The organism is Marinobacterium sp. xm-m-312 (assembly GCF_013283295.1).
Taxonomy (GTDB): domain Bacteria; phylum Pseudomonadota; class Gammaproteobacteria; order Pseudomonadales; family Balneatricaceae; genus Marinobacterium_E.
Genome location: NZ_WBYS01000004.1, coordinates 62,410 through 88,473 on the forward strand (window position 1 = coordinate 62,410; position 26,064 = coordinate 88,473).

At 45.5% G+C, this 26,064-nt stretch carries 26 protein-coding genes, 3 tRNA genes and 1 pseudogene; 6 read left to right on the top strand and 24 right to left on the bottom strand.

The genetic code is table 11. The features are described from left to right. Positions 1-85: 85 nt before the first annotated feature. From XMM312_RS06005 to XMM312_RS06015, 3 genes are read right to left on the bottom strand one after another with little or no spacing between them, the layout of a single operon-like run. On the bottom strand, positions 86-700 hold the full coding sequence (locus XMM312_RS06005) for a DsbA family protein (RefSeq protein ID WP_173488859.1): 615 nt from the start codon (positions 698-700) through the stop codon (positions 86-88). A gap of 3 nt (positions 701-703) precedes the next feature. Then, complete coding sequence (locus XMM312_RS06010; RefSeq protein WP_173488860.1) at positions 704-1,681, bottom strand: MDR family oxidoreductase; 978 nt, start codon at positions 1,679-1,681, stop codon at positions 704-706. Next, positions 1,662-2,279 (bottom strand): TetR/AcrR family transcriptional regulator, encoded by a 618-nt coding sequence (locus tag XMM312_RS06015; RefSeq protein ID WP_173480941.1) that lies wholly within the window; start codon positions 2,277-2,279, stop codon positions 1,662-1,664. Before XMM312_RS06015 ends, XMM312_RS06010 begins: the two co-directional genes overlap by 20 nt. A 157-nt stretch (positions 2,280-2,436) precedes the next feature. Here XMM312_RS06015 and XMM312_RS06020 point away from each other — a divergent pair, with 157 nt between their 5' ends. Further along, entirely contained in the window at positions 2,437-2,829 is a 393-nt protein-coding gene (locus XMM312_RS06020; protein WP_173480940.1) for a hypothetical protein, read from the top strand. Here the strand turns inward: XMM312_RS06020 and XMM312_RS06025 are convergent. Beyond that, a complete protein-coding gene (locus XMM312_RS06025) occupies positions 2,826-4,223 on the bottom strand; it encodes a dihydrolipoyl dehydrogenase (RefSeq protein WP_173480939.1) in 1,398 nt (465 codons plus the stop codon). The genes XMM312_RS06020 and XMM312_RS06025 overlap by 4 nt on opposite strands. 87 nt (positions 4,224-4,310) lie before the next feature. Beyond that, complete coding sequence (locus tag XMM312_RS06030; protein WP_173488861.1) at positions 4,311-5,837, bottom strand: FMN-binding glutamate synthase family protein; 1,527 nt, start codon at positions 5,835-5,837, stop codon at positions 4,311-4,313. Positions 5,838-5,929: 92 nt separating this feature from the next. On the opposite strand from XMM312_RS06030, the gene XMM312_RS06035 reads away from it, so the two are divergent. Continuing rightward, positions 5,930-6,781 (top strand): sulfurtransferase, encoded by an 852-nt coding sequence (locus tag XMM312_RS06035; protein WP_173488862.1) that lies wholly within the window; start codon positions 5,930-5,932, stop codon positions 6,779-6,781. A 46-nt stretch (positions 6,782-6,827) separates the two neighbouring features. Here XMM312_RS06035 and XMM312_RS06040 read toward each other — a convergent pair whose 3' ends face one another. The 6 genes from XMM312_RS06040 to XMM312_RS06065 form a co-directional block, all read right to left on the bottom strand. Further along, positions 6,828-7,151 carry a zinc ribbon domain-containing protein YjdM gene (locus tag XMM312_RS06040; protein ID WP_173488863.1) on the bottom strand — a complete coding sequence of 108 codons (324 nt, stop codon included), beginning with the start codon at positions 7,149-7,151 and terminating at the stop codon, positions 6,828-6,830. A 648-nt stretch (positions 7,152-7,799) separates the two neighbouring features. Then, entirely contained in the window at positions 7,800-8,231 is a 432-nt protein-coding gene (locus XMM312_RS06045; protein WP_217363887.1) for a response regulator, read from the bottom strand. 14 nt (positions 8,232-8,245) lie between these two features. Further along, positions 8,246-8,884 (bottom strand): DNA-binding protein, encoded by a 639-nt coding sequence (locus tag XMM312_RS06050; protein WP_173488864.1) that lies wholly within the window; start codon positions 8,882-8,884, stop codon positions 8,246-8,248. 51 nt (positions 8,885-8,935) lie between these two features. Then, on the bottom strand, positions 8,936-10,426 hold the full coding sequence (locus tag XMM312_RS06055; protein ID WP_173488865.1) for a hybrid sensor histidine kinase/response regulator: 1,491 nt from the start codon (positions 10,424-10,426) through the stop codon (positions 8,936-8,938). Positions 10,427-10,483: 57 nt separating this feature from the next. Beyond that, positions 10,484-10,819, bottom strand: a complete 336-nt coding sequence (locus XMM312_RS06060) for a hypothetical protein (RefSeq protein ID WP_173480932.1) — start codon at positions 10,817-10,819, stop codon at positions 10,484-10,486. A gap of 30 nt (positions 10,820-10,849) precedes the next feature. Then, positions 10,850-11,719: an NAD(P)-dependent oxidoreductase gene (locus XMM312_RS06065; protein ID WP_173488866.1), complete on the bottom strand. Its 870-nt coding sequence runs from the start codon at positions 11,717-11,719 to the stop codon at positions 10,850-10,852. Between the two features lie 116 nt (positions 11,720-11,835). Here XMM312_RS06065 and XMM312_RS06070 point away from each other — a divergent pair, with 116 nt between their 5' ends. After that, entirely contained in the window at positions 11,836-13,557 is a 1,722-nt protein-coding gene (locus tag XMM312_RS06070) for a GGDEF domain-containing phosphodiesterase (protein ID WP_173488867.1), read from the top strand. Between the two features lie 22 nt (positions 13,558-13,579). On the opposite strand, the gene XMM312_RS06075 is transcribed toward XMM312_RS06070, so the two are convergent. The 7 genes from XMM312_RS06075 to XMM312_RS06105 form a co-directional block, all read right to left on the bottom strand. Continuing rightward, positions 13,580-13,951: a response regulator gene (locus XMM312_RS06075; RefSeq protein ID WP_173480927.1), complete on the bottom strand. Its 372-nt coding sequence runs from the start codon at positions 13,949-13,951 to the stop codon at positions 13,580-13,582. An 82-nt stretch (positions 13,952-14,033) separates the two neighbouring features. Next, positions 14,034-14,120: transfer RNA gene (locus XMM312_RS06080), tRNA-Leu, on the bottom strand. Positions 14,121-14,177: 57 nt separating this feature from the next. Further along, positions 14,178-14,252, bottom strand: a tRNA-Cys gene (locus XMM312_RS06085). A 4-nt stretch (positions 14,253-14,256) separates the two neighbouring features. After that, a tRNA-Gly gene (locus XMM312_RS06090) sits at positions 14,257-14,332 on the bottom strand. A 109-nt stretch (positions 14,333-14,441) separates the two neighbouring features. Further along, on the bottom strand, positions 14,442-15,008 hold the full coding sequence (gene pgsA / locus XMM312_RS06095) for a CDP-diacylglycerol--glycerol-3-phosphate 3-phosphatidyltransferase (protein WP_173480926.1): 567 nt from the start codon (positions 15,006-15,008) through the stop codon (positions 14,442-14,444). A gap of 14 nt (positions 15,009-15,022) precedes the next feature. Beyond that, positions 15,023-16,846: an excinuclease ABC subunit UvrC gene (gene uvrC / locus XMM312_RS06100; RefSeq protein WP_173488868.1), complete on the bottom strand. Its 1,824-nt coding sequence runs from the start codon at positions 16,844-16,846 to the stop codon at positions 15,023-15,025. Between the two features lie 4 nt (positions 16,847-16,850). Then, complete coding sequence (locus XMM312_RS06105) at positions 16,851-17,171, bottom strand: high mobility group family protein (RefSeq protein WP_254442870.1); 321 nt, start codon at positions 17,169-17,171, stop codon at positions 16,851-16,853. Positions 17,172-17,269: 98 nt separating this feature from the next. On the opposite strand from XMM312_RS06105, the gene XMM312_RS06110 reads away from it, so the two are divergent. Further along, the gene (locus XMM312_RS06110) at positions 17,270-18,136 is read left to right on the top strand and encodes a DUF1853 family protein (protein ID WP_173488869.1); all 867 of its coding nucleotides are present in this window, start codon (positions 17,270-17,272) and stop codon (positions 18,134-18,136) included. Positions 18,137-18,177: 41 nt separating this feature from the next. Here the strand turns inward: XMM312_RS06110 and XMM312_RS06115 are convergent, their stop codons facing one another. Further along, positions 18,178-18,318, bottom strand: coding sequence for a hypothetical protein (locus tag XMM312_RS06115; protein ID WP_173480923.1), 141 nt, complete (start codon positions 18,316-18,318; stop codon positions 18,178-18,180). A gap of 81 nt (positions 18,319-18,399) precedes the next feature. Next, complete coding sequence (locus XMM312_RS06120; RefSeq protein WP_173488870.1) at positions 18,400-19,275, bottom strand: NAD(P)-dependent oxidoreductase; 876 nt, start codon at positions 19,273-19,275, stop codon at positions 18,400-18,402. A 40-nt stretch (positions 19,276-19,315) separates the two neighbouring features. On the opposite strand from XMM312_RS06120, the gene XMM312_RS06125 reads away from it, so the two are divergent. Continuing rightward, entirely contained in the window at positions 19,316-19,807 is a 492-nt protein-coding gene (locus tag XMM312_RS06125; RefSeq protein ID WP_173488871.1) for a TlpA disulfide reductase family protein, read from the top strand. A 19-nt stretch (positions 19,808-19,826) separates the two neighbouring features. Here the strand turns inward: XMM312_RS06125 and mtnN are convergent, their stop codons facing one another. Together mtnN and XMM312_RS06135 are read right to left on the bottom strand one after the other, a co-directional pair. Further along, on the bottom strand, positions 19,827-20,615 hold the full coding sequence (gene mtnN, locus XMM312_RS06130) for a 5'-methylthioadenosine/S-adenosylhomocysteine nucleosidase (RefSeq protein ID WP_173480920.1): 789 nt from the start codon (positions 20,613-20,615) through the stop codon (positions 19,827-19,829). 51 nt (positions 20,616-20,666) lie between these two features. Beyond that, positions 20,667-21,398: pseudogene (locus tag XMM312_RS06135) on the bottom strand (RluA family pseudouridine synthase); the annotation flags it as partial. Between the two features lie 167 nt (positions 21,399-21,565). Between XMM312_RS06135 and XMM312_RS06140 the strand changes: the two are divergent. Further along, a complete protein-coding gene (locus XMM312_RS06140; protein WP_173482481.1) occupies positions 21,566-21,922 on the top strand; it encodes a phasin family protein in 357 nt (118 codons plus the stop codon). A gap of 159 nt (positions 21,923-22,081) precedes the next feature. Here the strand turns inward: XMM312_RS06140 and XMM312_RS06145 are convergent, their stop codons facing one another. Both XMM312_RS06145 and XMM312_RS06150 read right to left on the bottom strand, forming a co-directional pair. Next, positions 22,082-23,650, bottom strand: a complete 1,569-nt coding sequence (locus XMM312_RS06145) for a PAS domain-containing hybrid sensor histidine kinase/response regulator (RefSeq protein WP_173488872.1) — start codon at positions 23,648-23,650, stop codon at positions 22,082-22,084. A gap of 356 nt (positions 23,651-24,006) precedes the next feature. After that, a complete protein-coding gene (locus XMM312_RS06150; RefSeq protein ID WP_173488873.1) occupies positions 24,007-25,908 on the bottom strand; it encodes a response regulator in 1,902 nt (633 codons plus the stop codon). Positions 25,909-26,064: the final 156 nt, after the last annotated feature.

The window sequence follows — 26,064 nt, forward strand, 5'->3', positions numbered from 1 at the left end:
CGATCGATAATGCTAATGGAGATGAGTCGTTTTAGCTAGAAGTTTGGTAGATTAAAGGGTTAGAGTCTTAGATGATATTGAACGCTTATTGCGTCTCTCGGAAACGCTTCTCGATTTTATCGAGGGTTGAATAACCTAAGGCTAAGGGTATTACCGCCTCGTCGTTGACCAGAAGTAGGGCAGGAAATCCTTGAATGCCAAGGGTTCTACAAAACTCCAGTTCACTGTTCAGTTTTGATTCTATCCTATCGCTGCTGAGTAATTCAGCGAACTGGCTAGCATCAAGCCCAATCGATTCTGCGCACTCAAGCAGGCTGCTTGTTTCAGAGGGGTTTTTAGCATCCAAATAGTAGGCCTTTTGAATGGCTTGGCTCATCAATTGCCGACCCTGTGGATGAAGCTCACCTGCCGCTATGACGGCTCGACAGCTAGGGTAGGTTGAACGTCTTGGTGTATTGCGAGTCCAAAAATCGTAGTTGAAGCGAGTACCTGTTTGAGACTCAATCCGTTGCCAGGTCGATGCGATCGCCTCACGCATCGATTGCGGCATAGGCTCATCAGAGTCTGGTGCCAGACCACCCATCACCCAAAGTACGTCGAGATCGGGATGCTGTTGCAGCCAGTTATCTAACGTCTTTGAAAAGGCCCAGCACCAGGAGCACATCGGGTCCATAACATAGATGAGTGATCTGTTTTCCATGTTTTAAATCTTCACTGCAACGCGGCCACGCACTTTACCTTCCAGTAGAGCAGCCCCTGTTTCGATGACCTGATCTAGAGTGATCTCGTTGGTCATGGTGTTAAGATCATCTTGATTGATAATCTCTGCAAGAGCCGCCCAAGCGAATTCACGTTGAGCGATAGGTTGCATCACACTGTCGACACCCAAAAGCGATACCCCGCGCAAGATGAACGGAGCAACGGTCATTTTCAGATCCATGCCCTGTGCCAGGCCACAGGCAGCCACAGCGCCACCCCACTGGGTTTGAGCACAGGCATTCGCCAAAGTATGACTACCCACGCTATCGATAACCGCTGCCCAGCGTTCAGCTTGCAGAGGTTTGCCCGGCTCAGAGAGCTCGGCACGATCAATAATTTCAGATGCGCCCAATGATTTAAGATAATCAGCCTCTTCAGGGCGTCCTGTTGATGCACAGGTGGTGTACCCAAGTTGTTTCAAAATGCGAAGCGCAAAGCTACCGACACCGCCATTGGCCCCCGTTACCAGCACCGTACCCGACTCGGGTGTAATACCTGCTGATTGAATCGCTTGTACACAGAGCATTGCAGTGTAACCTGCCGTGCCAATGGCCATTGTTTGGGCTGCGCTGAGTGCTTCAGGTTTCTTGATTAGCCAATCGGCTTTCACTCGCGCTTTCTCTGCTAGACCACCCCAGTGGGTTTCGCCAACACCCCAGCCATTCAAAATGACTTGATCGCCGGCTTGGAAACGACTGTTTGTGCTTTCGATAACGGTGCCTGCAAAATCAATTCCGGCAACCATTGGAAAGCGGCGGACTACAGGCGCTTTACCCGTAATGGCTAAACCATCTTTATAGTTAAGGGTTGAGTACTCAACTTGCACCAGAACATCACCCTCTGGAAGCTGCGCTTCATCTACCTCAGAGAGTTTGCAGGTGTAACCAGCTGTTTCGTCTTTGTTAATGAGAATGGCTTTCATCGAATGGATACTCCTCTAGAAAGGTTCGACTGGATATAAATTGATTAAAAAACAGGTAGAGCGGGGTGGCTGACTGCTGAAGTTTTGCTCTCAACACAGCACCTTCCCAACCGATCCAAAACGCTTGAGCGAGTTGAGAAGAATCGGCACTTCGAACAACTTGTCCCGCTTGTTTACCTAGCTCAAATAGATCACTTGTTAAATCAGCCCATTGATTAAAAATCGATTCAATCGCATTACGAAAATCATTATCCAACGCGCTAATCTCTTGCCCTAAATTGCCAATCAAACAGCCGCGTTGAAAGTTGTACTTCTGCATTCCATTAGCGGCGGAGGTAACAAAGGCTTTTAATCGCTCAATAGGGGATAGATCGGCATTTAGAAACTGCTTATTCAGTTGATGCTTAAAGAATTCGTTGTAACTTTCGATTACCGCTAACCCAAAGCCAGTTTTAGAACCAAAGTGGTGATAGAAAGAGCCCTTTGGTACCCCGGACTGTTTAAGTAACTTGTCGAGCGGCGTTGAGGCAAAACCCTGTGAGGTCATTAACTCGGTGCCTATTCGTAACAGCTTCTCTTTAGCGCTTAAGTCATTCATAGCAAAGTGTATAGCCAATTTTTAGCCATACTAGACCGAACGGTCTAGAGCGTCAATCAGTTCTAGTCCTCTTTAAATAATTAAAGTTGGCACGCTGATTGCTAGTTGATGGGTTGTATAGATCAACAGAGATATTGGACGAATTTAAGGGTGCATTATGAATAGACAAATCTGTGAGTCGCTAACGGATCAAGCGGTTTTTAATGTTGATAGCTTAACTAACAGCCAATGTAACCTGAACGATGTATGGATCACGGAGCAGATCGATGAAGATGGTAAAGATATCCTGACGACTATATCTTCATGGGTGAATGGCGAGGGAGCGAAATTCGCACTTCAGATCAATTTTCGTTTTGATCCAAACTGCCCCGGTAAAATATGGGCCGACTACCGCTCACAGCCATCGATTATGAATGGGCACATTCTTGATGAATATGGCTTTAAACTACCGACTTACAAGTACCGCCGCTTAAGCTGGGATCTGTTGATGCAGATAGATACCCAAACCTTAGAGGAGAGGGTATCTGAACTGCATAGAACAACCCATTAATCCAAAATGCTTAATTTTTGCTCGGCTATGCTCTTGTTAGGATTTAATTGATGAGTGAGTGAGTCGATACAGGCTGATAGAGCCTCTTCGACCACAGGATGGTATGTCGGCATTTTGGATAGCTGCATTGCTGTCTGTTTTTGCTCAATCGCCCAGGCCATTAAATGGGCCAGATGCTCACCATCAACCGAGACAATCTCGGCCCCTCTAATAGTCCCTGTCTCTCTATCTGCGATTATCTTTATACCGCCAACAGTGGCGTGTTTAACCTTTGCTCGCCCGTTAGCTGTCAGTTTAACGAGAGAAGAGAGAGTCGTTTCATCCTCGACTAAATTGCCGACACGTGCAATGTTTGGCTGTGTAAAGACAATGCCAAGCGCTGTTTTGCGTTTAAACCTTTTAGCGGTTGTTTGATTAGCGTTATAGCCTGCAATCAGACCTTCATCAGCAGCTTCATGCATAACCGCGCGTTCTGAGGTTGCATCACCTGCAATATAAAGTGATGTACCCTCGACGCCCATTGTCTGCTCATTAAAGCTCACCTGTCCATCTAAGATAGCTGCTCCCGCTGCTTCAAGGTTCATTTTCAAACTGTTTGAGCGTCGACCCAGTGCGAGCAAGACCGCATCAAACGACTCTTCAATGCCGTTGCATATAACATTGACACCGCCAGAATCATTTTGATTAAGGGTCACGGGCTCCCCAAGGTGGATTGGGAAATACGTGGATAGTGATTCTAGTGCATCCTCGAGTAGTTCATTATCTTGAATTCCGGCAACCGTTTGAGCTTGATCAAAACCTGCAACACGAACACCCAATTGACTTAAAGCTTGACCCATTTCTAGGCCTATAGCACCCATCCCTATGATGGCAATTGATGAGGGGAGTTTCTCGATCTCAAAAAAAGTGTCTGTCGTGTATAGGTTAGCAAAGTCCTGCCAAGGTTTAGGTATAACAGGGGATGACCCAGTAGCGACGATAGCATTATTAAACGTGATATCTTGGCCGTTAGCCCTAAGGCTATTTTTACCTGTGAATTCAGCATAACCACGGATTAAATGGTTATCATCCATTCTCTCAGTGGTGCGTCCGCGTACACCATTTGTGAACATGTCGCGCATCTTCCTAAGGTGCGTCATTACAGCGACAGGATCCAACTCAAGATGCGAGCTGCCTAAAATACCTTGGCTTTCAAACTGATCTCTACTACTGAATAACTCAGCGGTTTTTAACAGTACTTTCGAAGGCATGCAGCCAACGCGAGCGCAAGTGGTTCCATCTTCACCACCCTGAATCAACAGCCAGGAACGACCGCTCTTTTTGACTTCTGAAAGAGCGTATAAACCAGCCGTTCCAGCACCAATGATGACGGTATCGACTTTGCGATTCGACATAAAAATCCCTTTAATTGATTAATATTAGATAATTCTAATGTGTATCAAGGATTAGATGTATGATCAAAATCAATATCAGGTCAAAAACTATCGATACACTTCATCCATTGGCTTAGCGTGTTGATTAGAGGTGTAGATCAGAGCATTTTTTCGGCTCAGTTTAGAGGGGGAAGAGACCCCACAGCTCTTAGCGATGGTCTCAAGCTCTTTGTGCATCTCTTTAGCATAAGCAGCAACACGAACTGATTTGTTGACGGGATCTAGACCCGCTTGAAGTCGCTTATCATGCGTCGTGATTCCGGTTGGACAGGAGTTTTTATGACACTGCAAAGCTTGTATACATCCCAACGAGAACATGAAGCCTCGGGCTGTTGTGACAGCATCTGCACCGGCACAAAGGGCCCAAGCTACATCAACAGGAGTAATCAACTTGCCTGAGGCGACCAATTTTATCCGTTCTTTTAGGTTTAACTCAGTCAGAATGTTAGAGACTAAGGGGAGTGATTCTTGCAAGTTCATACCCGCGGCATCGATAAGAGACATGGGCGCTGCCCCTGTACCGCCGTTACCCCCATCTAGAGTGATAAAATCAGGGGCATAGGCGTTAATCACATCATCAAACGCGCTTTGCTTTGATTGGCTATCAGCTATATCTGCGGCAGCCGCCGAAGCTCTACTCGTTAAGGCGGTAAGCATCTCCCTGAACTCTGAAATATTACCCACACAGAGTTTGATACCTACAGGTTTTTCGGTCACTAATCTGACGTGCCTTATGAAATTGTAAAGGTCGTCATAACTCTGAATTTCTTGATGGGTAGGAGGCGAAATGCTGGCTTTACCCTCAGGAATGCCTCGCTGTGCAGCAATCTCTGCAGTCACTTTGTCAGCCGGCAGTATGCCGCCTTTGCCGGGCTTGGCGCCCTGAGAGAGCTTAATCTCAAACATTTTCACATTTGAGTTTTCTGCAACCACCTTCAGCTTCTCTTCACTTAATGAGCCATCTGAGTTACGTACGCCATACTTTGCGGTACCAATTTGGTAGACCACATCCGCTCCACCTTGAAGATGCTCTGTGGAAGCTCCTCCTTCACCCGTGTTAATCCAGATACCGGCTTCACGTGCGCCTGCAACGAGCGCTTTGACAGCGGGTTTTGAAATAGCACCAAAGCTCATACCTGAAATATGAAACACCTTGTCTGTGGCGTAGGGGTTGGGACAGTAGGGGCCAAATACCTGTTGTTGAGGCTCTTCATTGCCCGTGTAGGGAAAGACCGAGTTCGCAAAGAGAACATCCCCTTCATGTTGAAGGCGCGTAGAACCAAAGGCTTGAAGAGTAGATTCCTGCTTAGCCGCCTGATAAACCCAAGTTCTATCGGCACGGTTAAAGGGCATCTCCTCACGATCTTGAGCAAAGAAATACTGCCTGAAAAAGACGCCCATCTCCTCAAACATGTAACGTAGTCGCCCAACAACGGGGTAGTTACGACGAATGGTGTGGTCAACCTGATGACGATCACTGACATAAAGCAAGATAAGGCCAGAGACAAAAATCAGAAGGATAACGCCCGGTAGATAGCTCAGAATGAAATCAAAAAAACCAGTAATAATACCCATATACACCTCAATCTATTTGCTTTAACTTAACACGAAGAGATTAATCAAATGTTAAATTTCTTATCCATTTATCATAGAGCAGGGAACAGAAAGTGACTAACCCTTTGACGACGTTAATGAGTACGAGAGAGTTGATTTCATTGGATTGTGAAACGGTTATTTTTGATTGCCGTTTTGATCTGATGACTCCAGAAACAGGGCAGCAAGAGTACGATGAAGGGCATATTGAAGATGCTATTTACGTTAACTTAGATGAGGTTATGTCCTCTCCAATCACATCCACAAGCGGAAGACACCCATTGCCATCAAAGGAGTCGTTCGCACAGTTTCTAAGGTCCTGCGGTGTTTCTGAGAATACACAGCTGGTTGCCTATGATAATTCGGCTGGTCTGTTTGCGGCTCGTTTCTGGTGGATGTGTCGATGGATAGGCCATGAATCAGTGGCTATTCTTGAGGGTGGCATTAACGCTTGGAAACAGCAGGGCGGAAAGGTCACAACAGAAGCGCCTAATATAAATCAAAAGGGTGATTTGACGGTTAAGGAGAGTTTGGAATCCGTTGTTGATGTTGATGATGTTATTAAGGCTTCTAAACTGAAGGATCGTATTATTGCGGATGTACGTGCAGCCGAGCGCTTCAGAGGTGAGGTAGAACCCATTGATCCGGTCGCAGGGCATGTTCCAAACGCAAAGAACATTCCACTGTCTGATAACTACGACGCTGAAGGACAATTTCTATCTGCAGACCAACTACAACAGATCTATCGCCACAAGCTGGGTGACTATAAAGCGCAGGACCCAATCCTGATGTGTGGTTCTGGTGTAACCGCTTGTTTAAGTCGTTTCTGCATTGAGTTGGCGGGATTGCCACCAGTCAGTGTCTACCCAGGATCCTGGTCTGAGTGGATTAGAGATCCCAATAGGGGTGTTGAAACTGGGAACTAAACAGTCAGGGCAGGGTGTCAGGCCAAAAGCCTGACACCTTAATACTTTAGGCCTTTTTAACGAACTCTGATTTCAGCATCAATTTGCCACAATCGATATTGTGATCCCCGTCTACTAAACGTCGCACTTGGAATTTAGTGCCAACTTTCTCTGTACCACCACCTTTGACTTTAAGATCTTTAATCAAGGTTACAGAATCACCTTCTTGCAGCTGATTACCGTTTGCATCTTTAACAATCAGCAGGTCTTCAGACTCAGCCGCTGCATTGGGATCCCACTCATGTCCGCATTCAGGGCAGACAAGTTGTCCTTGATCTTCATAGGCATATGGAGAGGAGCATTCAGGGCAAGCTGGGTATGAGTCTGACATCGGAAATTCCTTAATAAAAATAAGGGATTAATCATACCTGATTTAAAGCAGTTCATAAAAGTTATCCACACTGAAAAACCGCATCAATCCTCACCTAAAAGCATCATGAATCATTTTAATAGAGCCAAATAACGGCGGTTAGCAGGCTTAGATACGCGCGAAGATAAAGGGGTATAAAAATAAGGTTGATTATTGTTTTGTTCGGTAAACAGCTGTTTTTAAATATTTAAATAAAGGAGATAAGGCAATTTTCGTTAAAGGTTAGATAAGCTCAACTGTTTTTAACCCTTACGCAAATATATGACGGAAGGCGCTACAAGCTCTGAATGTGATTGTTTGCACACAAGTGATCCTCAGATTGATTAACACAACTATCAACAGCCAATGGTTTGGTTGGGGTCAATCGGTTTTCAGTGCTTATTAAGCCTTAAGGGTGGTGATTGATTCTTTTTAGGCGCTATTAGATGTGTTGATCTGATGGTTTTTATCGGTCTTTCAGTATTAGGTTAGCGAATAATTACCTAAACACAGCTACCGCAATAACGATATATAAAGATACGTATAATATATATTATGTTAAATATAGTATTATAAATAAAAGGCAGGAGATCCCTACCTCTATCTTTTGCCACAAAGCGAATAAGAACCTTACAAAGCGCCTTTGTAGATGCCCTTGGTGTCTATGTCGATAGCAAGCTCACCAGTTTGCAATGATGAGTCATCTGCAATGGTTGCGACCAGCTCGTCACTGTAGCCGATTAGGTTGATCCCCTCCTTGTCGAGAAGCGTCATGACGCGCTCTAGCGCAGAGATAACGGACATTTGGCGTGCTGTGAAGCCTGGGCTCTTTGCGGCGCTACTCTGGATATCTCGACGCTTAGTGGAGATCTGTTTTAGCACATAACCATCATCATCAATCAGTGATAGCTTAAGATCTATCGCCTTTGCATCAATAATTAGACCTTTGAGCTGCTCAAATTGCTGTAGGCTAGAGACATTGATATTGTCTCCAGGGTTGCTGTTCGTAACAATTTTCTTAAGCTTATCGGTGTCCGCGTTGGGTTTAACGTGAATGAGCATGCTATTTCCGGTCTCTATTTAAGCTTCAGCTGCGCGTTTTCTGTCGATAATCTCAATACTTCAGCATTAAGGCGCGCAATCTCTTCGGCCTGTATTTTCAACCGTACTTGTGCTTCAAGCAAGCCCTCATTGTTATGTGCGCCCGCTTCGGATTGCTTTAGCTTGGTCTCAGCATCCATTAAGGCTTTGGCTGTCCTGTATGACTGGTCTCGTTCAGAACCAAGATCGGTTACAGCCTGTTTCAATTCTATTTTAAGCTTGCTAATCTCGTTATTTCGCTCACTAATAATGGTATTTAAATCAATTATTTGTTGGCTATATTTACTGTCAATTATTGATAGCTCTTCGGTGAGTTTCTTGCGCGCTTCGTCAGCCTCTTTGTGCTTACTTTCACTGGCTCGGTTTGCGTAGGTAATCGCATCCGTCCAGATCTTGCTGGCGAGCTTAATGACAGGCTCTGGAAGATCGTAGCCACTGGCCTGTGCGTCTAATCTCTGCCCTAGCCCGCTCCACCACTCATTGAGCGCTTTGTTAATTGTGGTTAAAGAGCCAGATCCGAGTCTGTCTCTGACATTTTGCTGGGTAGGTTTGATGCCCTGTTTGAGTAGTTCGTCGGCAATTTCGTAGACTTGTTCGCGTTTTGTACTGGTCATTTGATACATAATACATATTTAAAATACGTACTATATACATAAGATGGGCTGTTATCTAGCAACACACTGCTCGACAACTTCTAGAAAGGTATTCATTGATATCGGTTTTGCGATGACTTTATTCGCACCAGCATCGAGTAGTGCCTCTGACTCCTGCCCCATGACGGCAGCGGTCACTGCCACTATGGGTACAGACACACCCTCTTTTCTAAGTTTTTGAATCATTTGCCGGCCATCCAGAACAGGCATAAAGAAATCGCTTAGAATGAGGTCATACTCTTTGCTAGTGGCCATTTCGTAGCCTAGATGGCCATTCTCCGCGACATCAACTTGGTTTACTAATTTACCCAGTAGGTTTTTAGAGACCATTCTTATGATGGGGTCGTCTTCAACGACCAGTAGGTTTAGGCGTTTAAGCAGATCTCCAGTATCTTTAGATTCTTGCCTAAATACTGGCTCAGACTGCTTTGCATTAAGGTCAACCATAGGTATCTTGACAACAAAACGAGCGCCACCCTGCTCATTTCGATCGACATCAACGTCGCCATGCAGCTCGTTGAGTGATTGCCTTACAATAAACAAACCAAGTCCGCTGCCATCAACCTTTGTGCCCAGCCTTTCAAACGGCTCAAAGATCTTATTGGTTGCCTCTTTCGGTATTCCTTGGCCATCGTCAGATACAGTGAGCACCAAGTAACCCTTATCTACTCTTTGTATCCACTCAACCTTCACATTAATTGTGCTGCCTTTTGAGTGATGTATTGCATTCTTTATCAGATTTAACGCTATGATTTTTATACGTTGTTTATCTGACTCAAGTCTTATATTTTCGTTATCGATGAGCTCTAATTTCACAACCATACCGTTAAGCTCAGCTAACCTTGTCATCTGTGAATGAGCATCGATTAATAGCTGATTAGGGTGGAATGCTGTCTTGCTTATTGGTAGCGCCCTTTCAGGATTAACGGCTTGGGTCATGTCCTGCAGTACAGACATCAGATGATCAACGGTATTTTTCATCTGTTCTGTATGTTTTGGACTAGGAGCACCCTGCTCTAGATCTTCAATAAGCATTTGCAGGGTAGCGACAGGCGTTCTCATCTCGTGAGAGATGATGGCGAACAATTGCCTCTGATTGATCAGTTTCTCTTCGATTTCGGTCAATTTTGATGGATCAAAGAGATCGATACGCTTAAAGCGAATATGTTTTAAATGAGGCGCAGTTTCTGTTCTCGTTTCATAGGCTGACAGATGATGCACCTCTTTATCAATTCCTCTGTATCGAAAGTTGGTGCCAGACCGTATTGGTGCCGTTTCAATGAGTTTATTAGCTGGGGTGAAATAAGCGTCGAACTGATTCAGAGGTAGAGGTGTTGATAAGACAAAAAACTGCTGAGCCCTGGCATCTAAATGAACCTTCTCAGTACTAGAGTCTATGACAATATCAAATTGAGATTCATCGAGTGAATCAAAGGCTTTACACAACTTTGTATATTGCGTGTCTGACTCGATTTGATGATTGTTTGATCGATTCTGCTTCAATGGTCACTGCTTTAACTAATAACTTTAGTTAAAACATAGCAGGAATTATGCCAATCGCTACTCGAGCTCTAATTTTTTTAATGAGTCAGGCGAGTTTTGCTCATCCGCTAGGGTAAAGTTCATCGGACGATTGGTGTTCGTGGTTGTTGATGAATTGTCTCTACTGTCCTTTATCTCTTCAACTTGAGAGACATAACGTTTAGATATCATCACAACCGGGTTGTTCTCTTTGGTGTCGTCTAGGTAGAGTGGGATGAAGGAGCGGTCATCATTCATAATATCTTGAAGTCGCTCCCCTGGGGCTAGATAGAATGCTCCGACTAGACGGGCCCCATCATGCATACGGACATACACTTTCAAAGCGCTTTTACTTACGACTTTACTGCCCTGCATGCTATTTCCCCTAGAGTGTTTTATTGCATTCTAGCCTAAATTATTAATTTTGAGTAACTGTAGGAAAAGCGCAGAGTGATCTAAGTCACCTTTACCCATATTCTCAGAAAGATCTTGATACCGCTCATAAATGGCTTTTGTAACAGGCAGCTCTAAGTTCAATGATTGCGCAGCTTCGAGAACATTTTTCTCATCTTTGAGTTGAGTTGTGACTTTGCCGCCCGGTTCAAATGTTCGTTCGCTCATACGCTTACCGTGTAACTGAAGGATGGTGCTATCAGCAAACCCGCCTGACAGTGCGCGTCTAAAGGCTTCAGAATCAACGCCTGCTCGTTCCAGCAGCAATACAGCCTCCGATACAATAGCGATGGTACCGCCTACTATAGCCTGATTGGCCAGTTTAGATAGCTGACCAGATCCTACATCCCCTACTCTTGTGGCTCGCCCCATTGATGAAAAAACGACATTGGCCTCTTCGAATGTTCGCTCATCACGACTTCCTGCCATAATGGCCAGTGTACCCTCTTCGGCGCCTTTTACTCCTCCTGACACAGGGGCGTCTATGAAACGAGCACCGGTTGATTCAACTTTGTCAGCGATACTCATGACCTCTTTTTGAGATGTAGAACTCATGTCGATTACCAAGTGCTGCTTCGTGAGTTTAGTTAAAAGCTGAGAGACGACCTCTTCAACAACCTGGCCATCCGCTAGCATGGTAATGATGATTTCACTGCCGCTGATTTCGCTAAGATCGTTGGCAATGACAGCACCAGACTCTTTTAAAGGTAGGCATTTGTCTTGGGTTCGGTTCCAGACGGTTAACTCAAAACCATCATTCAACAACCGTTTAGTCATGGGCAACCCCATTAAGCCAATACCTATAAAAGCCACTTTAGACATATTTACCTCAAGATTTATCATTATTCTTTGTTTCTACCTGTTAATCATCTTTTGTAAGAATGCATTATTTCAATTTTAAACTATGCTTAAGATAGTTAACTACTAAGGCATCAATTATGTCACGCTATAAAGCAGAAATTATGGATTCCCTGACGACTGAGTGGCTCAGGGACCAGCCACTATTGAACGTGATACTAGACAACTGTTTTGACCAGATATTTATTAAAGATCTATCGTCAACCTTGATCTACGCAAATAGGAACCTAGCCCTACATTATGGGCTTAAGGAGGTTGACCAAATACTGGGCAAGAGTGATTTTGACTTTTACACTGCTGAACATGCAGAAGCGATGAGACAGGAAGAGTTGGACCTTATGCAGACTGGTGAGCCACTGCTTGCCAAACTCTATACTGAAACCTGGCCTAAGGGCGGTGAGACATTTAATCTTTGTTCAAAGTTACCCCTTAGGAACAGTGATGGAAAAATTGTCGGGTTGATTGGTTTTGGTCGAGACATCACCAAAGATAAGCGTCGTGAAAAGCTCATCTGGCAACACACAAACTGTGATGCCCTGACTGGACTACCTAATCGTAATTACTTTGTGGGTTGTTTGAATTCATCTATTCACGAGGCTAATACTGGGCACCGCTACACACTACTTGCACTGGATATAGATCGGTTTAAATCGTTTAATGACAGTTACGGTCATGGTTGCGGCGATGCGATACTGATTCATGTTGCTGAATGCATTCATACTAATGTGTCTGACCAAGACATAGTGGCGCGAGTCGGTAGTGATGAGTTCCTGTTGCTCATCGGTAATCAAAAGAATAAAACCAACATAGTCGATTTAGCGATTAAAATTCGATCCGACATTCAAGCACCATTTTTCTATCAAAATCAGCAATACGATATCTCCTGCTGTATTGGTGCGGCTGAATTTCCATCAGATGCACTTGATGCAACCGACCTGCTGAAGTTTACTGAGCAGGCGCTCTATCGAGCAAAACAGCTCGGAGACAATCAATTTATCTTCTATTCACCTGAAATGACGACCGCTTCGATTAGGCGTCAAACACTCATCGCAGATCTAAAACAGGCGGTTGCAGATGATCAAATTGAGGTGATGTTTCAGCCAATTATTAGTTGTGATACTGAGCAGTTATACAGTGTTGAAGCCTTAGCGCGGTGGCATCACCCCTACTATGGCCAAATTTCACCAGATGAGTTTATTCAAATTGCAGAAGAGATAGGTATTATTGCGCAACTGGATGAGCGAGTTTTTCATAAGACGATTGAGGCCGCTCAGCAGTGGCAAGCCGTTATAGACCCTTTGCCCGTTTTCTCTGTGAACGTCTCTGCACGAAGCATTAATACTGGTGAAAATAGTAGTTCAGATATCATCAATCTCCTCTCTAACTTAAACCATGGAAAACTGCTCAAGTTACGGCTTGAATTGACTGAAGGCTCGCTCTTTCTTCCGTCTGAAAAGCTCAATGATTTAATGGGATACTGTTCACAAAATCAGATTGAGCTGGCGTTGGATGACTTCGGAACCGGTTACTCTGCCTTATCTTATCTACTGGACTTTAAAATTGATTATTTGAAAATCGATAAAGTATTCATCGACGGACTACCCGAAAACAGTCGAAACCTATCCGTCTGTAAAGCGATTATTCAGATGTCAAAATCGCTAGGAATCAAAGTGATCGCTGAGGGTGTGGAACAAGAGGAGCAACTGCTTGCTCTGAAAGAGCTGGGTTGCGATTACATTCAAGGCTACTATTTCAGCAAACCGTTAAGTTCGCAGGAGATGTTAGATCGCTACTCAGCTTAGGGAGTGCGATCTAACAAAGTATCTACTCAGTCTCTAAAAACTTAGCGACCATCTCTTTAATGTAACGACCGTTACATGGCTTAGTTAAAAACGCCTTTGCTTCTAACTGTTCTGCACGCTCCTGTATCTCAGGGGTGGCAAATGCACTCAGGAAAATCACAGGTATATTGCTGGTCATGGTGATTTTGTCGAGCAGATCAGCCAACTCTAATCCATTCATTCCCGGCATATTGACATCAAGTAGAATCAGATCGGGTTGGCGTTTGACCGCTAATGAAAGTCCCACTTCAGGATCAACTGCACAGACCAATTTATAATCAGACTCCAAAGCATCACGGATCTGGGCAAGAGTAAACGAGTCATCGTCAATGCAAAGGATGGTTTTTTTAGACATATCTCAACTGCTTAATAAGAATGTTAAAAGTAAATTCAATTTAGCAAGAAGTTGAAAGTAGACAAGAAAAAGTAGATAAAAATGGTGCCCCGGACCGGACTTGAACCGGTACAGCCTAACGGCCGGCAGATTTTAAGTCTGCTGTGTCTACCAATTCCACCACCAGGGCATTGATGATGTGTATCGTTTGATACATCCCTAAAGAGAGATCTTTAGGAAGAGAATATGGAGGCGAGCACCGGAGTCGAACCGGCCTAGTAATGATTTGCAATCATTTGCATCACCGCTCTGCCAACTCGCCATATTGGAGCGGGAAACGAGGCTCGAACTCGCGACCTCAACCTTGGCAAGGTTGCGCTCTACCAACTGAGCTATTCCCGCACTTGCTGAACAAGTGGCGCGTATTATAGACGCTTCACCCACCCTGTCAATCGCTAGATTGAAATTAGATCTGCTTAAAAAATAACCACTTACTCGACTTTAATGCCTATCACTGATTAGGTTTAAGGTGTGGCCAAGCAGCACGCAGGTAGACAAACATAGACCATAGCGTTAGTAGCGCAGCAGCATAGAGAATACCGACCCCGATCCAGGCCAGAGTCGTTCCGGGCGCAGCACCAATCATGATAAAGATGGCTAGCATTTGAAGGGCTGTTTTAGCTTTACCAATCATAGAGACGGCAACCTGAGCGCGCTCCCCTATTTCAGCCATCCATTCACGCAATGCAGAGATCACGATTTCACGACCGACTATGATGATGGCTGGAATCGAGAGAATGGCAGGCCAATCAGAAAAGAGACGTCCATAGGTATCGACCAGTAAAATCAAAGCCGCAGCGACCATTAACTTATCGGCCACAGGGTCAAGGAATGCCCCAAAGCTGCTCTCTTGCTGCCATTTGCGAGCGAGATAACCATCCAACCAATCAGTAACGGCCGCTAAGGCAAAGATTCCTGCTGATATCCAACCGGCAAAAGGTGTCGGCCAGTAGTATGCAATGATGAAAAATGGAATTAAAACAATACGTAACAGAGTTAATACGTTGGGTAGATTCATGCAGAGAAGCACCTTTAGCTATCGGGGTGCAGAGCGAGATAGATCGTCTCTGCAAGACTATTACTAATACTAGAGACTTTTGCGATTTCTTCAACACTTGCTGACTCAACCGCTTTCGCACTTCCGAAATGTTTCAGTAGCTCTCTACGGCGTTTAGGGCCGACGCCATCAATGCCTTCGAGTAGTGACTGCTTTCTCGCTTTAGCACGACGCGCACGGTGACCCGTGATGGCAAATCGGTGGGATTCGTCACGGATGTGTTGCAACAAATGAAGCGCAAGAGAGTCAGACTGCAATATATTCTCGCTGCCTGTTTCGGCATCAATCAGAATTTCAAAGCCCGCTTTACGTGTTGGGCCTTTCGCGATACCAATTACCTTGATCCCTTGAATATTGAGCTCATTAAGCACCTCAACAGCCTGAGCTACCTGTCCTTTACCCCCGTCAATAACCAGGATATCAGGGAGTATTGCATCCGCACTGGTCGCCTTTTCAAAACGACGGTGCAAGGCTTGGTTCATGGCGGCGTAGTCATCACCCCCAGTAATACCTTCGATATTATATTTACGATAGTCACGTTTCAGCGGGCCATTCCGATCAAACACTACACAAGAGGCCACAGTAGCCTCTCCACTGGAGTGGCTGATGTCGAAACACTCAAGTCTTGAGGGGATCTCCTCCATGCCTAGCGCTGACTGAAGATCTAGGAATCGGTTATAGATATTTTGTTTATTGGCCAGCTGTGACTGTAAATTCTGTTCGGCATTTTGCTGAGCTAACTTAAGCCAACTGTTGCGATCAGAACGCACTTTACTAGTAATAGAGACTTTACGTTCGCGCATTTGACTAAGAGCTTCACTGAGAAGGTTAGACTCGGGCAGTTCAATCGCCGTAATAATAGACTCTGGTATCTCGCGCCCGCCAGCCAAGTAAAACTGAGCAATAAAAGCGCTTAAGACATCCTCTGCACTGTCTTCGATAGCAATTCGGGGATAATACACTTTGGAGCCAATAACTCGCCCCTGACGGACAAAAAGAACGTGTACGCAAACGCCGCCAGGTTGAACGGCTACGCCAAAGACATCCGCCTCACCTTTTTGACCGATAACGGTCTGCTGCTCTTGTACGTGCTGCAAGCGAGCCAATTGATCCCGAAGCTGAGCGGCTTTTTCGAACGCTAATTGACGAGAGGCAGCCTCCATTTCGGATGCGAGCTCACTCATCACTTTTGGATTTTTACCCTGCAAAAAAAGCTTGGTATGACGCACGTCACGCTGATAATCCGCATCGTCAACTAAACCCACACAAGGAGCGCTGCAGCGCTCTATTTGGTACTGCAGGCAGGGTCTAGAGCGGTTACGGAAAAAACTGTCGTCACACTGACGTACTTTAAACAGCTTTTGTAGAAGGTTCAGACTCTCTTTTACCGCCCCACCGCTAGGAAAAGGGCCAAATAGTGAACCGTTGGGAGAACGTTTTCCGCGTTGATACCTAACGGCTGGAAATTCGTCTTTATCGGTGATCAATATGTAGGGGTAAGACTTATCATCACGCAACAATATGTTGTAAGGCGGTCGATACTGCTTAATTAAATTCTGCTCTAGCAGCAGTGCTTCTGTCTCAGAACCGGTTGACGTAATCTCAATGGATTGAATTTTGCTGACTAATGCTTGGGTCTTAATAGAGAGTCCAGTCTCTCTGAAATAGCTTGAGACACGGTTCTTTAAGTTCTTTGCTTTACCGACATACAACAACTCACCAGAACTGTCGTACATCTGATAACAGCCAGGTTTGTTAGGGAGTGTTGCTAAGAAGGCTTTAGGATCAAAAGGCGTCAATCAATTAATCCTTAGTGCTGTGTCGCTTAGATTCCATGTAGATGTAAGTAGCCTCTTTATAGAGGTTGTTTAGATCATCACGTGTATCATCTGTAATCCCTGCGCCGCGTGATAGTGACACCTCAAGGTAAGCACTGATTTGCGCATGATAGTAGAGACGATCATCATAGGCATCGGCACGTTTCATTTTGCTCAGTGCAATTTGTGCACCGTTGATGAGGATGTAATTAATATCCGTATCAGAGAGACGTGGACTACGAGTGGTTTTCTCCATTCGTGCTTCCGCTTCAGCCTCTTGAGCTTGACGTTTCGTCATTAAAGCCATTCCCTGCTCCTTAACTCGCTCACTAAAATTGAGACTATAGAGTACCGTATTGGCCGCTAGAATGTTAATTTGAATTTAAAATTCAGCCAGCGTGTTTTATGAAAAAGATCGTCTACACAACAGAGCAGACAGCGAGTGAACTTGCCTGGTTAAGCCAAGCCCAAACCCTGGTGGATGAAAACAAGTTTAGACGTAACCCTCTCGCTATTAACTCTTCCTTGATTCCGAAGCTTAAAAATCATCACAGGCTGGGTGTTCACTTTGAGGATCTATTCGAGCTTCATCTTAAAACATTTCCTCAAATAACTGATTTAAAAAGTCATATTCAAATAATTGAGGATAAGAAAACCTTAGGCGAAGCGGATTTTCTAGTCTGCAAAGATGGCGCTTGGCAGCATATAGAGGTCGCCATAAAATTTTATCTTCGTGTTGGGAGTAGCGGCCAGATGAGTGACTATTTAGGTCCTAGTCTGACGGACTCTCTGGATAGAAAAATCACACATATAGAAAACAAGCAGTTAAAGCTTCTTGAGTCTGAGCCAGCAAAACGCGCTCTGCAATTGTTAGGAGTCGATTCGGCGGTTGAGAGCTATGCACAAATATTTGGCTGGCTCTTCTACCATGTCAGCGATAACCAATCGAAGATACCGGATAACATTCACCCGCAGCATCCTCGTGGCCGCTGGCTTTGCGTTAACGAATTGGAAGGCTTCTTAGATGAATACCCAGACGCAGTTCGTTTTTTAATACCATCGAGATCTGAGTGGTTGATCTCCCCTTCACATATCCATGACATCGCAGTGAGTAAAAGCAACCTGTTAAAGAGAGCAAAGAGTGTGATCGACCGACCACAACAACTGTTCGTGGTATTGGGCGAAGGCCGTTCAAGACAGTTAGTGGAAAGGCTGTTTATTGTGCCAGAGGCCTGGGTAGATAAAGCAGAGTCGATGATCGATCAGACATAAAAAAAACCGCCAATCAAGGCGGTTTTTTTTAACAAGGTCGCTTATTCGCCAGCTTTCGCCGCATCTTTAGCAATAGCGCCTTTAAGAAGCTTAATGCCGACTACTGTCATAACAAGCATTGCACCGATGATCACTAGGCTTGGAGCTAGAGAAATCATGTTGTATTTGTCGATTGAGCCCATCTGACTAAACCTCATTAATTTGTTTATTTAAGACGGTACGCATTTTATTGATCTAAATCAATTCCTGCAAGATATATACAACTATTTATCCATCGACTGCAGTCGCTTCAGCAGACTGCTGGTATCCCAACGATTGCCTCCCAGCGCCTGAACTTCCGAATAGAATTGATCCACAATCGCTGTCACAGGAAGGCGTGCGCCATTGCTGCGCGCTTCATTAAGGACAATACCTAAGTCTTTGCGCATCCAATCAACGGCGAAACCATAGTCATACTTTTCGTCGATCATTGTTTGGTGACGATTAACCATCTGCCAAGAACCGGCGGCGCCATGCTGAATGACATCAATGACGGCGGCAACATCAAGGCCGCTCTTCTGGCCAAAGTGAATCGCTTCAGCTAACCCCTGCACCAAACCAGCTATACAGATCTGGTTCATCATCTTAGCCAGTTGCCCTGCTCCAGCATCACCCAACAAGCTTTGTGATTTAGCATACGCATCAATGACAGGCTCAACCTGTTTGTAGACATCTGAATAACCACCACACATCACACTAAGCACGCCATTTTCAGCGCCCGCCTGTCCGCCAGACACAGGGGCATCAATGAATCCCAAACCTTGTTCGCGGCAAACCGTATTGAGTGTTCTAGCCGCTTCAGCGGATGCCGTGGTGTGATCTACGAGAATTGCACCAGCCTTCATGCCTTTAATGGCACCCTCGTCGCCCGTTGTAACCTGGTATAGGTCATCATCATTACCGACACACACAAATACAATGTCACAGCCTTCAGCGGCTGCTTGTGGGGTTTTAGCTGCTTTACCCGCGTATTCACTGACCCAGGCTTCTGCTTTAGCAAAGGTTCGGTTGTAGACAGTGACCTCATGTCCCGCCTTAGTAAGATGCCCTGCCATTGGGTAACCCATTGTACCTAAGCCAATAAAAGCAACGTTTGCCATGATATGATCCTTATTCTCTATATGATTCGTATTAATAACTATGAGCTTACACACTATTAAGTCCTATACGCTAGGAATGTTTTTATCGATTTGTTCGATCACTTCACAGGCCGCGCAACTTCCACCGCTGGATTTCAAAACCCTAGAGGGTGACCCTATCACGCTTGATGCGTACCAAGGTGAAGTACGCTTGATTAACTTCTGGGCAACCTGGTGCCCGCCCTGCATTCGTGAGATGCCTGCATTAGGGCGTTTAGAGGAGGCTGTTGAAGGTCACGCGCGAGTGGTAGCTATCAATGTAGGTGATATGAGTGATCAGGTGGAGGCCTTCGTATTGGAGAACTTTGATGGCGCAGAACCCGAAATCTGGCTGGATGAGCCGGGAGCGGCCTTTATGACTCTGCGTCTTGAGGGATTACCCATGACATTTGTGCTCGATAAAGAGGGCGAAGTGATTGATAAGGTGATCGGTGAGCGCGAATGGGACAGTGAATCGGTCGTCAACTATCTGAAAGAGCTGGCTGCTGAATAGCAACCAGCGACTCTTCGGATCAGCTTAGTTTTGCAAGTCTGGCAACAATTGCTAAAACCATCTGAGCCGAATTTTCTGATGCCGTTTCGATGAACTGATCAAAGCTGACATTAGATTCTTGGCCTGCGATATCCGACAACGCCCGAATAACTAGAAACGGAACCTCAAAGCGGTAACAGGTCTGTGCAATGGCAGCCGCTTCCATCTCTGCAGCTTTCATCGTAGGAAAGTTGGCTCTAACCTTCTCAACATGCTCTGGATCGCTCATAAAGGCATCACCGGTCGCGATTAAACCACGCTGACATGCGGTGTTTTCAAACTGAGCTATAGACTCTTCAGCCACCTTAAGTAGCAACTCATCCGCTAGGTAAGCGGCAGGCATTCTAGCCATTTGACCGATCTCGTAGCCAAATACGGTTAGGTCAACATCGTGGTGACGAACCTCATCAGAGATCACCACATCCCCTACTTTCAACGTTGGATCAAAGCCACCAGCAGAACCTGTGTTAATCACACAGCTTGGTTTAAAGTGATCTAACAGCAAGGTGGTACCCACTGCAGCATTGACCTTACCGATGCCCGATTTAAGCAGCACCACGTCGACACCGTCGATCTGCCCTGAAAAAAAAGTAAAGCCTGCGATTTCACTTACTTGTAAAGATTGAATACTGTTTTTTAGGCGTTCAATCTCCTGATCCATGGCACCAATCAGTGCGATGACGGGGCTATTTTTAAGTGCGCTCTCTAAACTGGATGAAGTGGCATTGTCAGTTTGGATCTTGGCATTGATATCGTCAGGACGGCTCATCAGGAACTCTTAAGGTTTGGACTAATAAGGTGTAAATTCTAACACGATTTATTAGGACTTATTCAGCCCTATCGCTTCGTATAACCGCTCTATATCAACAGGTAGATCGGCATGAATTGTCATCAGTTCATCAGTCACTGGATGGGAAAACTGAATCGATCTCGCCATTAATACCAATCGATGAAGGTTGAAATGGTCTCGAAACATACGATTATGACGCCCCTCTCCGTATTTGGTATCGCCAATAATGGGGTGAAGATGGTGCTTCATGTGACGGCGAATTTGGTGCTTACGCCCTGTGTGCGGGAAACAGGCTACAAGGCTGTAGCGGGATGTTGAGTAGCGCCCAACCGGAATATCCAGCTCAGTTTGCGCGATGACTTCAAAGTCGGTTACCGCCTCTTTGGCCTCTTTATCCTGGCTTGCTAGGGGATCTGCATATTTATCGTATTTGGGCACCAATGCATGATCAATTCTGCCCTGGGGTTCACTAAACCACCCTCTTACAAGACACTCGTACTCTTTTTTTACACCTCTGGCCTGAAACTGCTCTTGCATTGTTTTCGATGACTCAAGCTCTTTACCAACCAACATAACCCCACTAGTTGCCCTATCAAGTCGGTGGATAGTATGCAGCTTTTCAGCATTAAAGTGCTCTTTCAGCAGGCCCATTAAGGTGGGTTCATCAGGCTTTGTAATCCAACTCGGATGAACCAATAAACCCGAGGGTTTATCTACTGCTATAAGATAGTCATCTTCGAAGAGTATAGAGAGTTGCATGTCGGTTTCCTTGTGTTGCCGCCATGATACCTATTCGTGAAAAAAACCACAGTGGGAGTTTCTAAATATATTTTTGTTGCGGTGCACAAAAAGGTTTGACAGTTAGCAAAAACCACAATATATTGACCCTATGGTGCAGTGCACAATAAATTAAATTAGGAGTATGACTCATGATGAACGAACTAAAAGATAGCATGAAGCCAATGATGGCGATGGCTGAGATCAACAAGAAGACTGCTGAAGCCCTAATTGGTCTTCAATCATCTTATGTAACAGAGGTTGTTAACGCATCTCTTTCACAGATGAAATCTCTAACTGAAGTTAAAGATCCAAAAGCAGCTCTAGAACTTCAAGTTAAATACTTGAAAGAAGCTGAAGCTAAAATGACTGAAGTTGCTGAGAAAGAGATCGCAGCACTTGCAGCCGCTAAAGCTGAATTGACTGAACTGATGGAACAGAGTGTAGAAGATTACGCTTCAGCTCCAATGTTCGAAGAACTAAAAAAGTTCATGTCTGCTAAAGCATAATGAGCAACTAAACATCACTGCACTTTGCATAGCAGAATGCTGTGATTTTAAAAAAGAGAGCTACGGCTCTCTTTTTTGTCTCTTAACGGCACTAAGGAGTCATTAAGTTGACTCAAGTCTCCTAGAGACTAAGCATCAATTTCGGGACAAAGCCGCCCTTTAACGATCAGATGATGCCAAGTTCTCCCGAGTAACAGCCGCTTGTATACAGGCCACCAGATCCTCTTTAAGGTAGGGTTTGCCGATTACGCAATCGAACCCCGCATCCATGTACTGCGCGACATCTTCCCTCATCACATTTGCTGTACAGGCGATGATAGGTTTAGGGTAATCAACAGTCTTCAGCGCATGCAGTGCTGATAGGCCATCCATGACAGGCATCTGTATATCGAGAAACACAAGGTCGTAGTCCTCAGACAGCGCTCGCTCAACGGCCAACTCACCGTTTTCGACCTCATCGATTGTATAGGGGCAATCTTTGAGCAAAGCGTTGAAGATCATCCGATTCGTCATAACATCTTCAGCCAATAGGATTCTCGCTGGCTGAAGCTTCGTCTTATCGATAGAGCCTCTCTTGTCCGTGCGCGCTAGTGTGGTTTGAGGCAGCCTTAAGACAACCGTAAAAGTCGTTCCTACGCCCACGGTAGACACGAGTGTGATCGATCCGCCCATCAACTCCACCAACCGCTTAGCGATTGGCAAGCCCAATCCTGTGCCGCTGCGCTCGACGGCACGCGAGCCTTCCACTTGTTCAAACGGCTCAAATATGGCGCTCAGTTTGTCTTCAGGAATACCTACCCCTGTATCAGTGATCGTAATTACCACTTCCTCGGGGTTATTGCCTACCTGAGCATCCAGAGTCACCGAACCCGTGGTAGTGAACTTGACCGCATTCGAGAGAAAATTTCGTAAAACCTGAGCGAGACGGGTACGGTCGATCAAACGAGTCTGGTTAGCGAGTTCAGGAGAGCAAGAACCCGATAAGGCGATCCCCTTATTCAAAGCTACCGCTCTCATTTCTGAAGCTACGAGGGAAACCATTTCCGCAACACTACTGGGCTCAGGGTATATTTCAACTTTGTCCTCGGCCATCTTAGACAGATCCAATATGTCATTCACGATAGCGATAATGGAGTGGTAGCTCTGCAAAGCAAGGTTGGTGTAACGCGCTACAGTGCTTTGATCCTCAAGCCTTCCTCGTATAACTTGCAACGAGCCGAAAATGCCATTAAGTGGTGTTCGAATTTCGTGTGACATATTCGCTAGAAATTGGTTTTTATGTCGGTTGGCCAATTCAAGCTGTTCGGTCTTCACTTCCAGCTCTTTGCGTGCTTGGACCAGAAGGGTTACGTCCTCATGCGAACCAGTAAATCTTACTGGCATTCCGTCTGAATCACGTTCCATTACCTGACCGCGATCTAAAATGTAGAGCCACGAGCCGTTTTTATGACGCATACGGTGAGTATTTGTGTAGAACTCAGTGCGCCCTTCAATGTGAGCGGTAATGTCAGCGTAACATTGACCGAGGTCGTCGGGATGAACTCTTGACCTCCAACTTTCTACGTTGGGCTCTATTTCATCGAGGTGGTAGCCCAACATCTGGCACCACCGTTCATCAAACACCACGTCCCCCGTCTGCGGATTCCAATCCCAAAGCCCGAGTCCTGTTCCTTTGAGAACTAAGGCCAACCTCTGCGAGGCATCATAAGTAAAGTCTTCCGAATTCATTTCAACAGTCCTTTCCACAGCTCTTACCGCGCAACTCCTTGCAATACACATAGACCAGATGAAGATGAATCCCTTGGGTCTTCTAGAAAGAGTCTTCGCAATGTTTTAACAACTATAGTCCCAAGTGCGCCACTTGGAAATTGGTATCAGTTAAACGCGGTGCCCATGAAATGTCTTTTGTGGGTCGAAAATACCTGTTTTAAACTCGCAGACATCGGCAGTTAAATGTTGCCTACACAGTAAAATATACGCTTAAGTTTTAGGCACTTTTACTTAAACCGTATACATCTTCAGATGCAAGCGCCCGGTTCCGGTTCCGGTTCCGGTTCCCTTAATCTTACGAATTGTTAGAAGATCTACACTGCCACACTCCACTTTTGCGTCATTTCCATTAGGGCGCTCAACTGCACTGGTTTCGGGAGGAAATCATTCATTCCCGCCTGCATACACTTCACGCGATCATCGTTAGAAGCGTTGGCAGTCATCGCAACAATGGGCAGTGTTGCGAACTCATTGCCGAGTTCTCGAATCCTTTTAGTTGCAGTTAGACCATCCATCTCTGGCATCTGCAGATCCATGTAAACTAGATCGAACTTCATACTTTGTACGAGGTCCAGCGCTTCACGGCCGTTGTTCGCTACCTCAACGCGGTGTCCCATCCTCTCAAAATACTTACGAGCAATGAGTTGGTTCATCAGCATATCTTCAACCAATAAGATATGTTTCGAGGCACGCTTCTCATCGACTGTCATTTCAACCGGTTCGGTAACAACTTGCGTCTCACCTAGATACTCAATTGGCACTTCAAAGATAAACTCACTGCCCTTGCCTAATTCGCTGATGCAGCGAATCGATCCACCCATCTGCTCCACAATACTCTTGCAGATCGAAAGGCCCAGACCAGTGCCACCGCAGCGTTTGGATATTGATGAGTCAGCCTGCACAAACTGAGCAAAAAGCCGTTGTTTTGACCCATCTGGAATACCTATCCCCGTATCCTTCACGCGGACCTTTAATGACTTTGTGGAGCTTCCAACCATTGAGGCCTGAATACATATTTCGCCAGCATCCGTAAATTTGACAGCATTACTGAGCAGATTCATCAATACCTGCCGGATTCTGAAGGGGTCAGACTTCATGACAGCATTCGGACTCAAATCGAAGTCGTGAACACAATTTAGCCCCTTCTCACTGAGACTCGAGCCAAACATATCGACCACTTCGGTCAATAGCTGTTGAGGCTTGAATTCGATATTCTCAAACCTCATCTGTTTTGAGTCAAGTTTTGAGAGGTCCAAGATATCGTCAATTACGTGCATTAACGCTGCGGATGAGCTCTTCAAGACGCCGACTAATTGCGCCTGTTCTTGATCGAGTTTGGAGGCACTTAACAATTCGCCCACGCCTATAACCGCATTCATCGGCGTACGTATCTCGTGGCTCATGTTAGCCAGGAACTCGCTCTTAACCTGACTCGCTTTTTCTGCCAACGCCGTAGACTGCTCCAGCGAACGTGTTTTAGATCGCACTTGCGCAGCTAGTCGCTCAGACTGCTCCACCTCATTACGGTAGACCCTCCAAAGAATGAACAGCGATACGATCGCCCCTAGACCCATCAACAGCTCCAGAACGAAGGCGGTACGCTCTGCATTGCTTATGCTCGTGAGGGTTCGTTCATTGACCGCTGAATAGAACTCAGCGATCGGTGCCATGACTTCCTTCTTGAAGCGGTGGTATTCCGTGCTATGCACAAGGTCGATAGCTTGCTTATGCACCGCCGAACCTGATGTATCACTTTCGACCAGGCGCATCGCCTCCATTTCGAGTCGAGCGAGACTGTCAGATGCAGCTTTGGCGTTTTGCAGCATTTCAATTTCTTGCTCTGTCATGCCCGCAGCACGAATCAAATCCGGGAACGGTATTGCCTCACCAAAACCGTAGGGTCGCGGCTCGTTGGAAACGAAAAGATCCCAATAGATCTGCCCTAAATATTCGGGTCGTGGGGATTTACCATCACGGACATTTAGGATTTCGTAAAAGTGCTCTTTGTAGATAGGATCGCGAGTCACCACATAGGTGCGAATCATTCGTGTAAGATCATCAGACGTCTGTCGCAGTTCATCGGCCAGTAACAGAGCCCTACGGTGTTCTGCATGAGCCGCAGAGACACTATCTTTGGTATTGTTCAGCAGAACAAACAGCAGAAAAATCCCGAAGATTGTGAACAGTAACAGCAGTGACTTTCTAACTTGAGCCATTACGAAAAGCATCCTTTTAGCACAGATATACGGCGCAGTTGCGGCACCGCTAAATCCGTTAGCATTGTGCAGAGTGAGATATATTTGCGTCAGCCAACTAGACGTCACCCGATTTAGAAGGCTCGTCTCAGTATAGTTAACGCAAAGATCTTCGCG

Bases quoted from the DNA above. Each gene is read 5' to 3' on its own strand.
- XMM312_RS06005 (WP_173488859.1), bottom strand. From the start codon at position 700: ATGGAAAACAGATCACTCATCTATGTTATGGACCCGATGTGCTCCTGG.
- XMM312_RS06010 (WP_173488860.1), bottom strand. From the start codon at position 1,681: ATGAAAGCCATTCTCATTAACAAAGACGAAACAGCTGGTTACACCTGC.
- XMM312_RS06015 (WP_173480941.1), bottom strand. From the start codon at position 2,279: ATGAATGACTTAAGCGCTAAAGAGAAGCTGTTACGAATAGGCACCGAG.
- XMM312_RS06020 (WP_173480940.1), top strand. From the start codon at position 2,437: ATGAATAGACAAATCTGTGAGTCGCTAACGGATCAAGCGGTTTTTAAT.
- XMM312_RS06025 (WP_173480939.1), bottom strand. From the start codon at position 4,223: ATGTCGAATCGCAAAGTCGATACCGTCATCATTGGTGCTGGAACGGCT.
- XMM312_RS06030 (WP_173488861.1), bottom strand. From the start codon at position 5,837: ATGGGTATTATTACTGGTTTTTTTGATTTCATTCTGAGCTATCTACCG.
- XMM312_RS06040 (WP_173488863.1), bottom strand. From the start codon at position 7,151: ATGTCAGACTCATACCCAGCTTGCCCTGAATGCTCCTCTCCATATGCC.
- XMM312_RS06045 (WP_217363887.1), bottom strand. From the start codon at position 8,231: ATGCTCATTCACGTTAAACCCAACGCGGACACCGATAAGCTTAAGAAA.
- XMM312_RS06050 (WP_173488864.1), bottom strand. From the start codon at position 8,884: ATGACCAGTACAAAACGCGAACAAGTCTACGAAATTGCCGACGAACTA.
- XMM312_RS06060 (WP_173480932.1), bottom strand. From the start codon at position 10,819: ATGCAGGGCAGTAAAGTCGTAAGTAAAAGCGCTTTGAAAGTGTATGTC.
- XMM312_RS06065 (WP_173488866.1), bottom strand. From the start codon at position 11,719: ATGTCTAAAGTGGCTTTTATAGGTATTGGCTTAATGGGGTTGCCCATG.
- XMM312_RS06070 (WP_173488867.1), top strand. From the start codon at position 11,836: ATGTCACGCTATAAAGCAGAAATTATGGATTCCCTGACGACTGAGTGG.
- XMM312_RS06075 (WP_173480927.1), bottom strand. From the start codon at position 13,951: ATGTCTAAAAAAACCATCCTTTGCATTGACGATGACTCGTTTACTCTT.
- pgsA (WP_173480926.1), bottom strand. From the start codon at position 15,008: ATGAATCTACCCAACGTATTAACTCTGTTACGTATTGTTTTAATTCCA.
- XMM312_RS06105 (WP_254442870.1), bottom strand. From the start codon at position 17,171: ATGGCTTTAATGACGAAACGTCAAGCTCAAGAGGCTGAAGCGGAAGCA.
- XMM312_RS06110 (WP_173488869.1), top strand. From the start codon at position 17,270: ATGAAAAAGATCGTCTACACAACAGAGCAGACAGCGAGTGAACTTGCC.
- XMM312_RS06115 (WP_173480923.1), bottom strand. From the start codon at position 18,318: ATGGGCTCAATCGACAAATACAACATGATTTCTCTAGCTCCAAGCCTA.
- XMM312_RS06120 (WP_173488870.1), bottom strand. From the start codon at position 19,275: ATGGCAAACGTTGCTTTTATTGGCTTAGGTACAATGGGTTACCCAATG.
- XMM312_RS06125 (WP_173488871.1), top strand. From the start codon at position 19,316: ATGAGCTTACACACTATTAAGTCCTATACGCTAGGAATGTTTTTATCG.
- mtnN (WP_173480920.1), bottom strand. From the start codon at position 20,615: ATGAGCCGTCCTGACGATATCAATGCCAAGATCCAAACTGACAATGCC.
- XMM312_RS06140 (WP_173482481.1), top strand. From the start codon at position 21,566: ATGATGAACGAACTAAAAGATAGCATGAAGCCAATGATGGCGATGGCT.
- XMM312_RS06145 (WP_173488872.1), bottom strand. From the start codon at position 23,650: ATGAATTCGGAAGACTTTACTTATGATGCCTCGCAGAGGTTGGCCTTA.
- XMM312_RS06150 (WP_173488873.1), bottom strand. From the start codon at position 25,908: ATGGCTCAAGTTAGAAAGTCACTGCTGTTACTGTTCACAATCTTCGGG.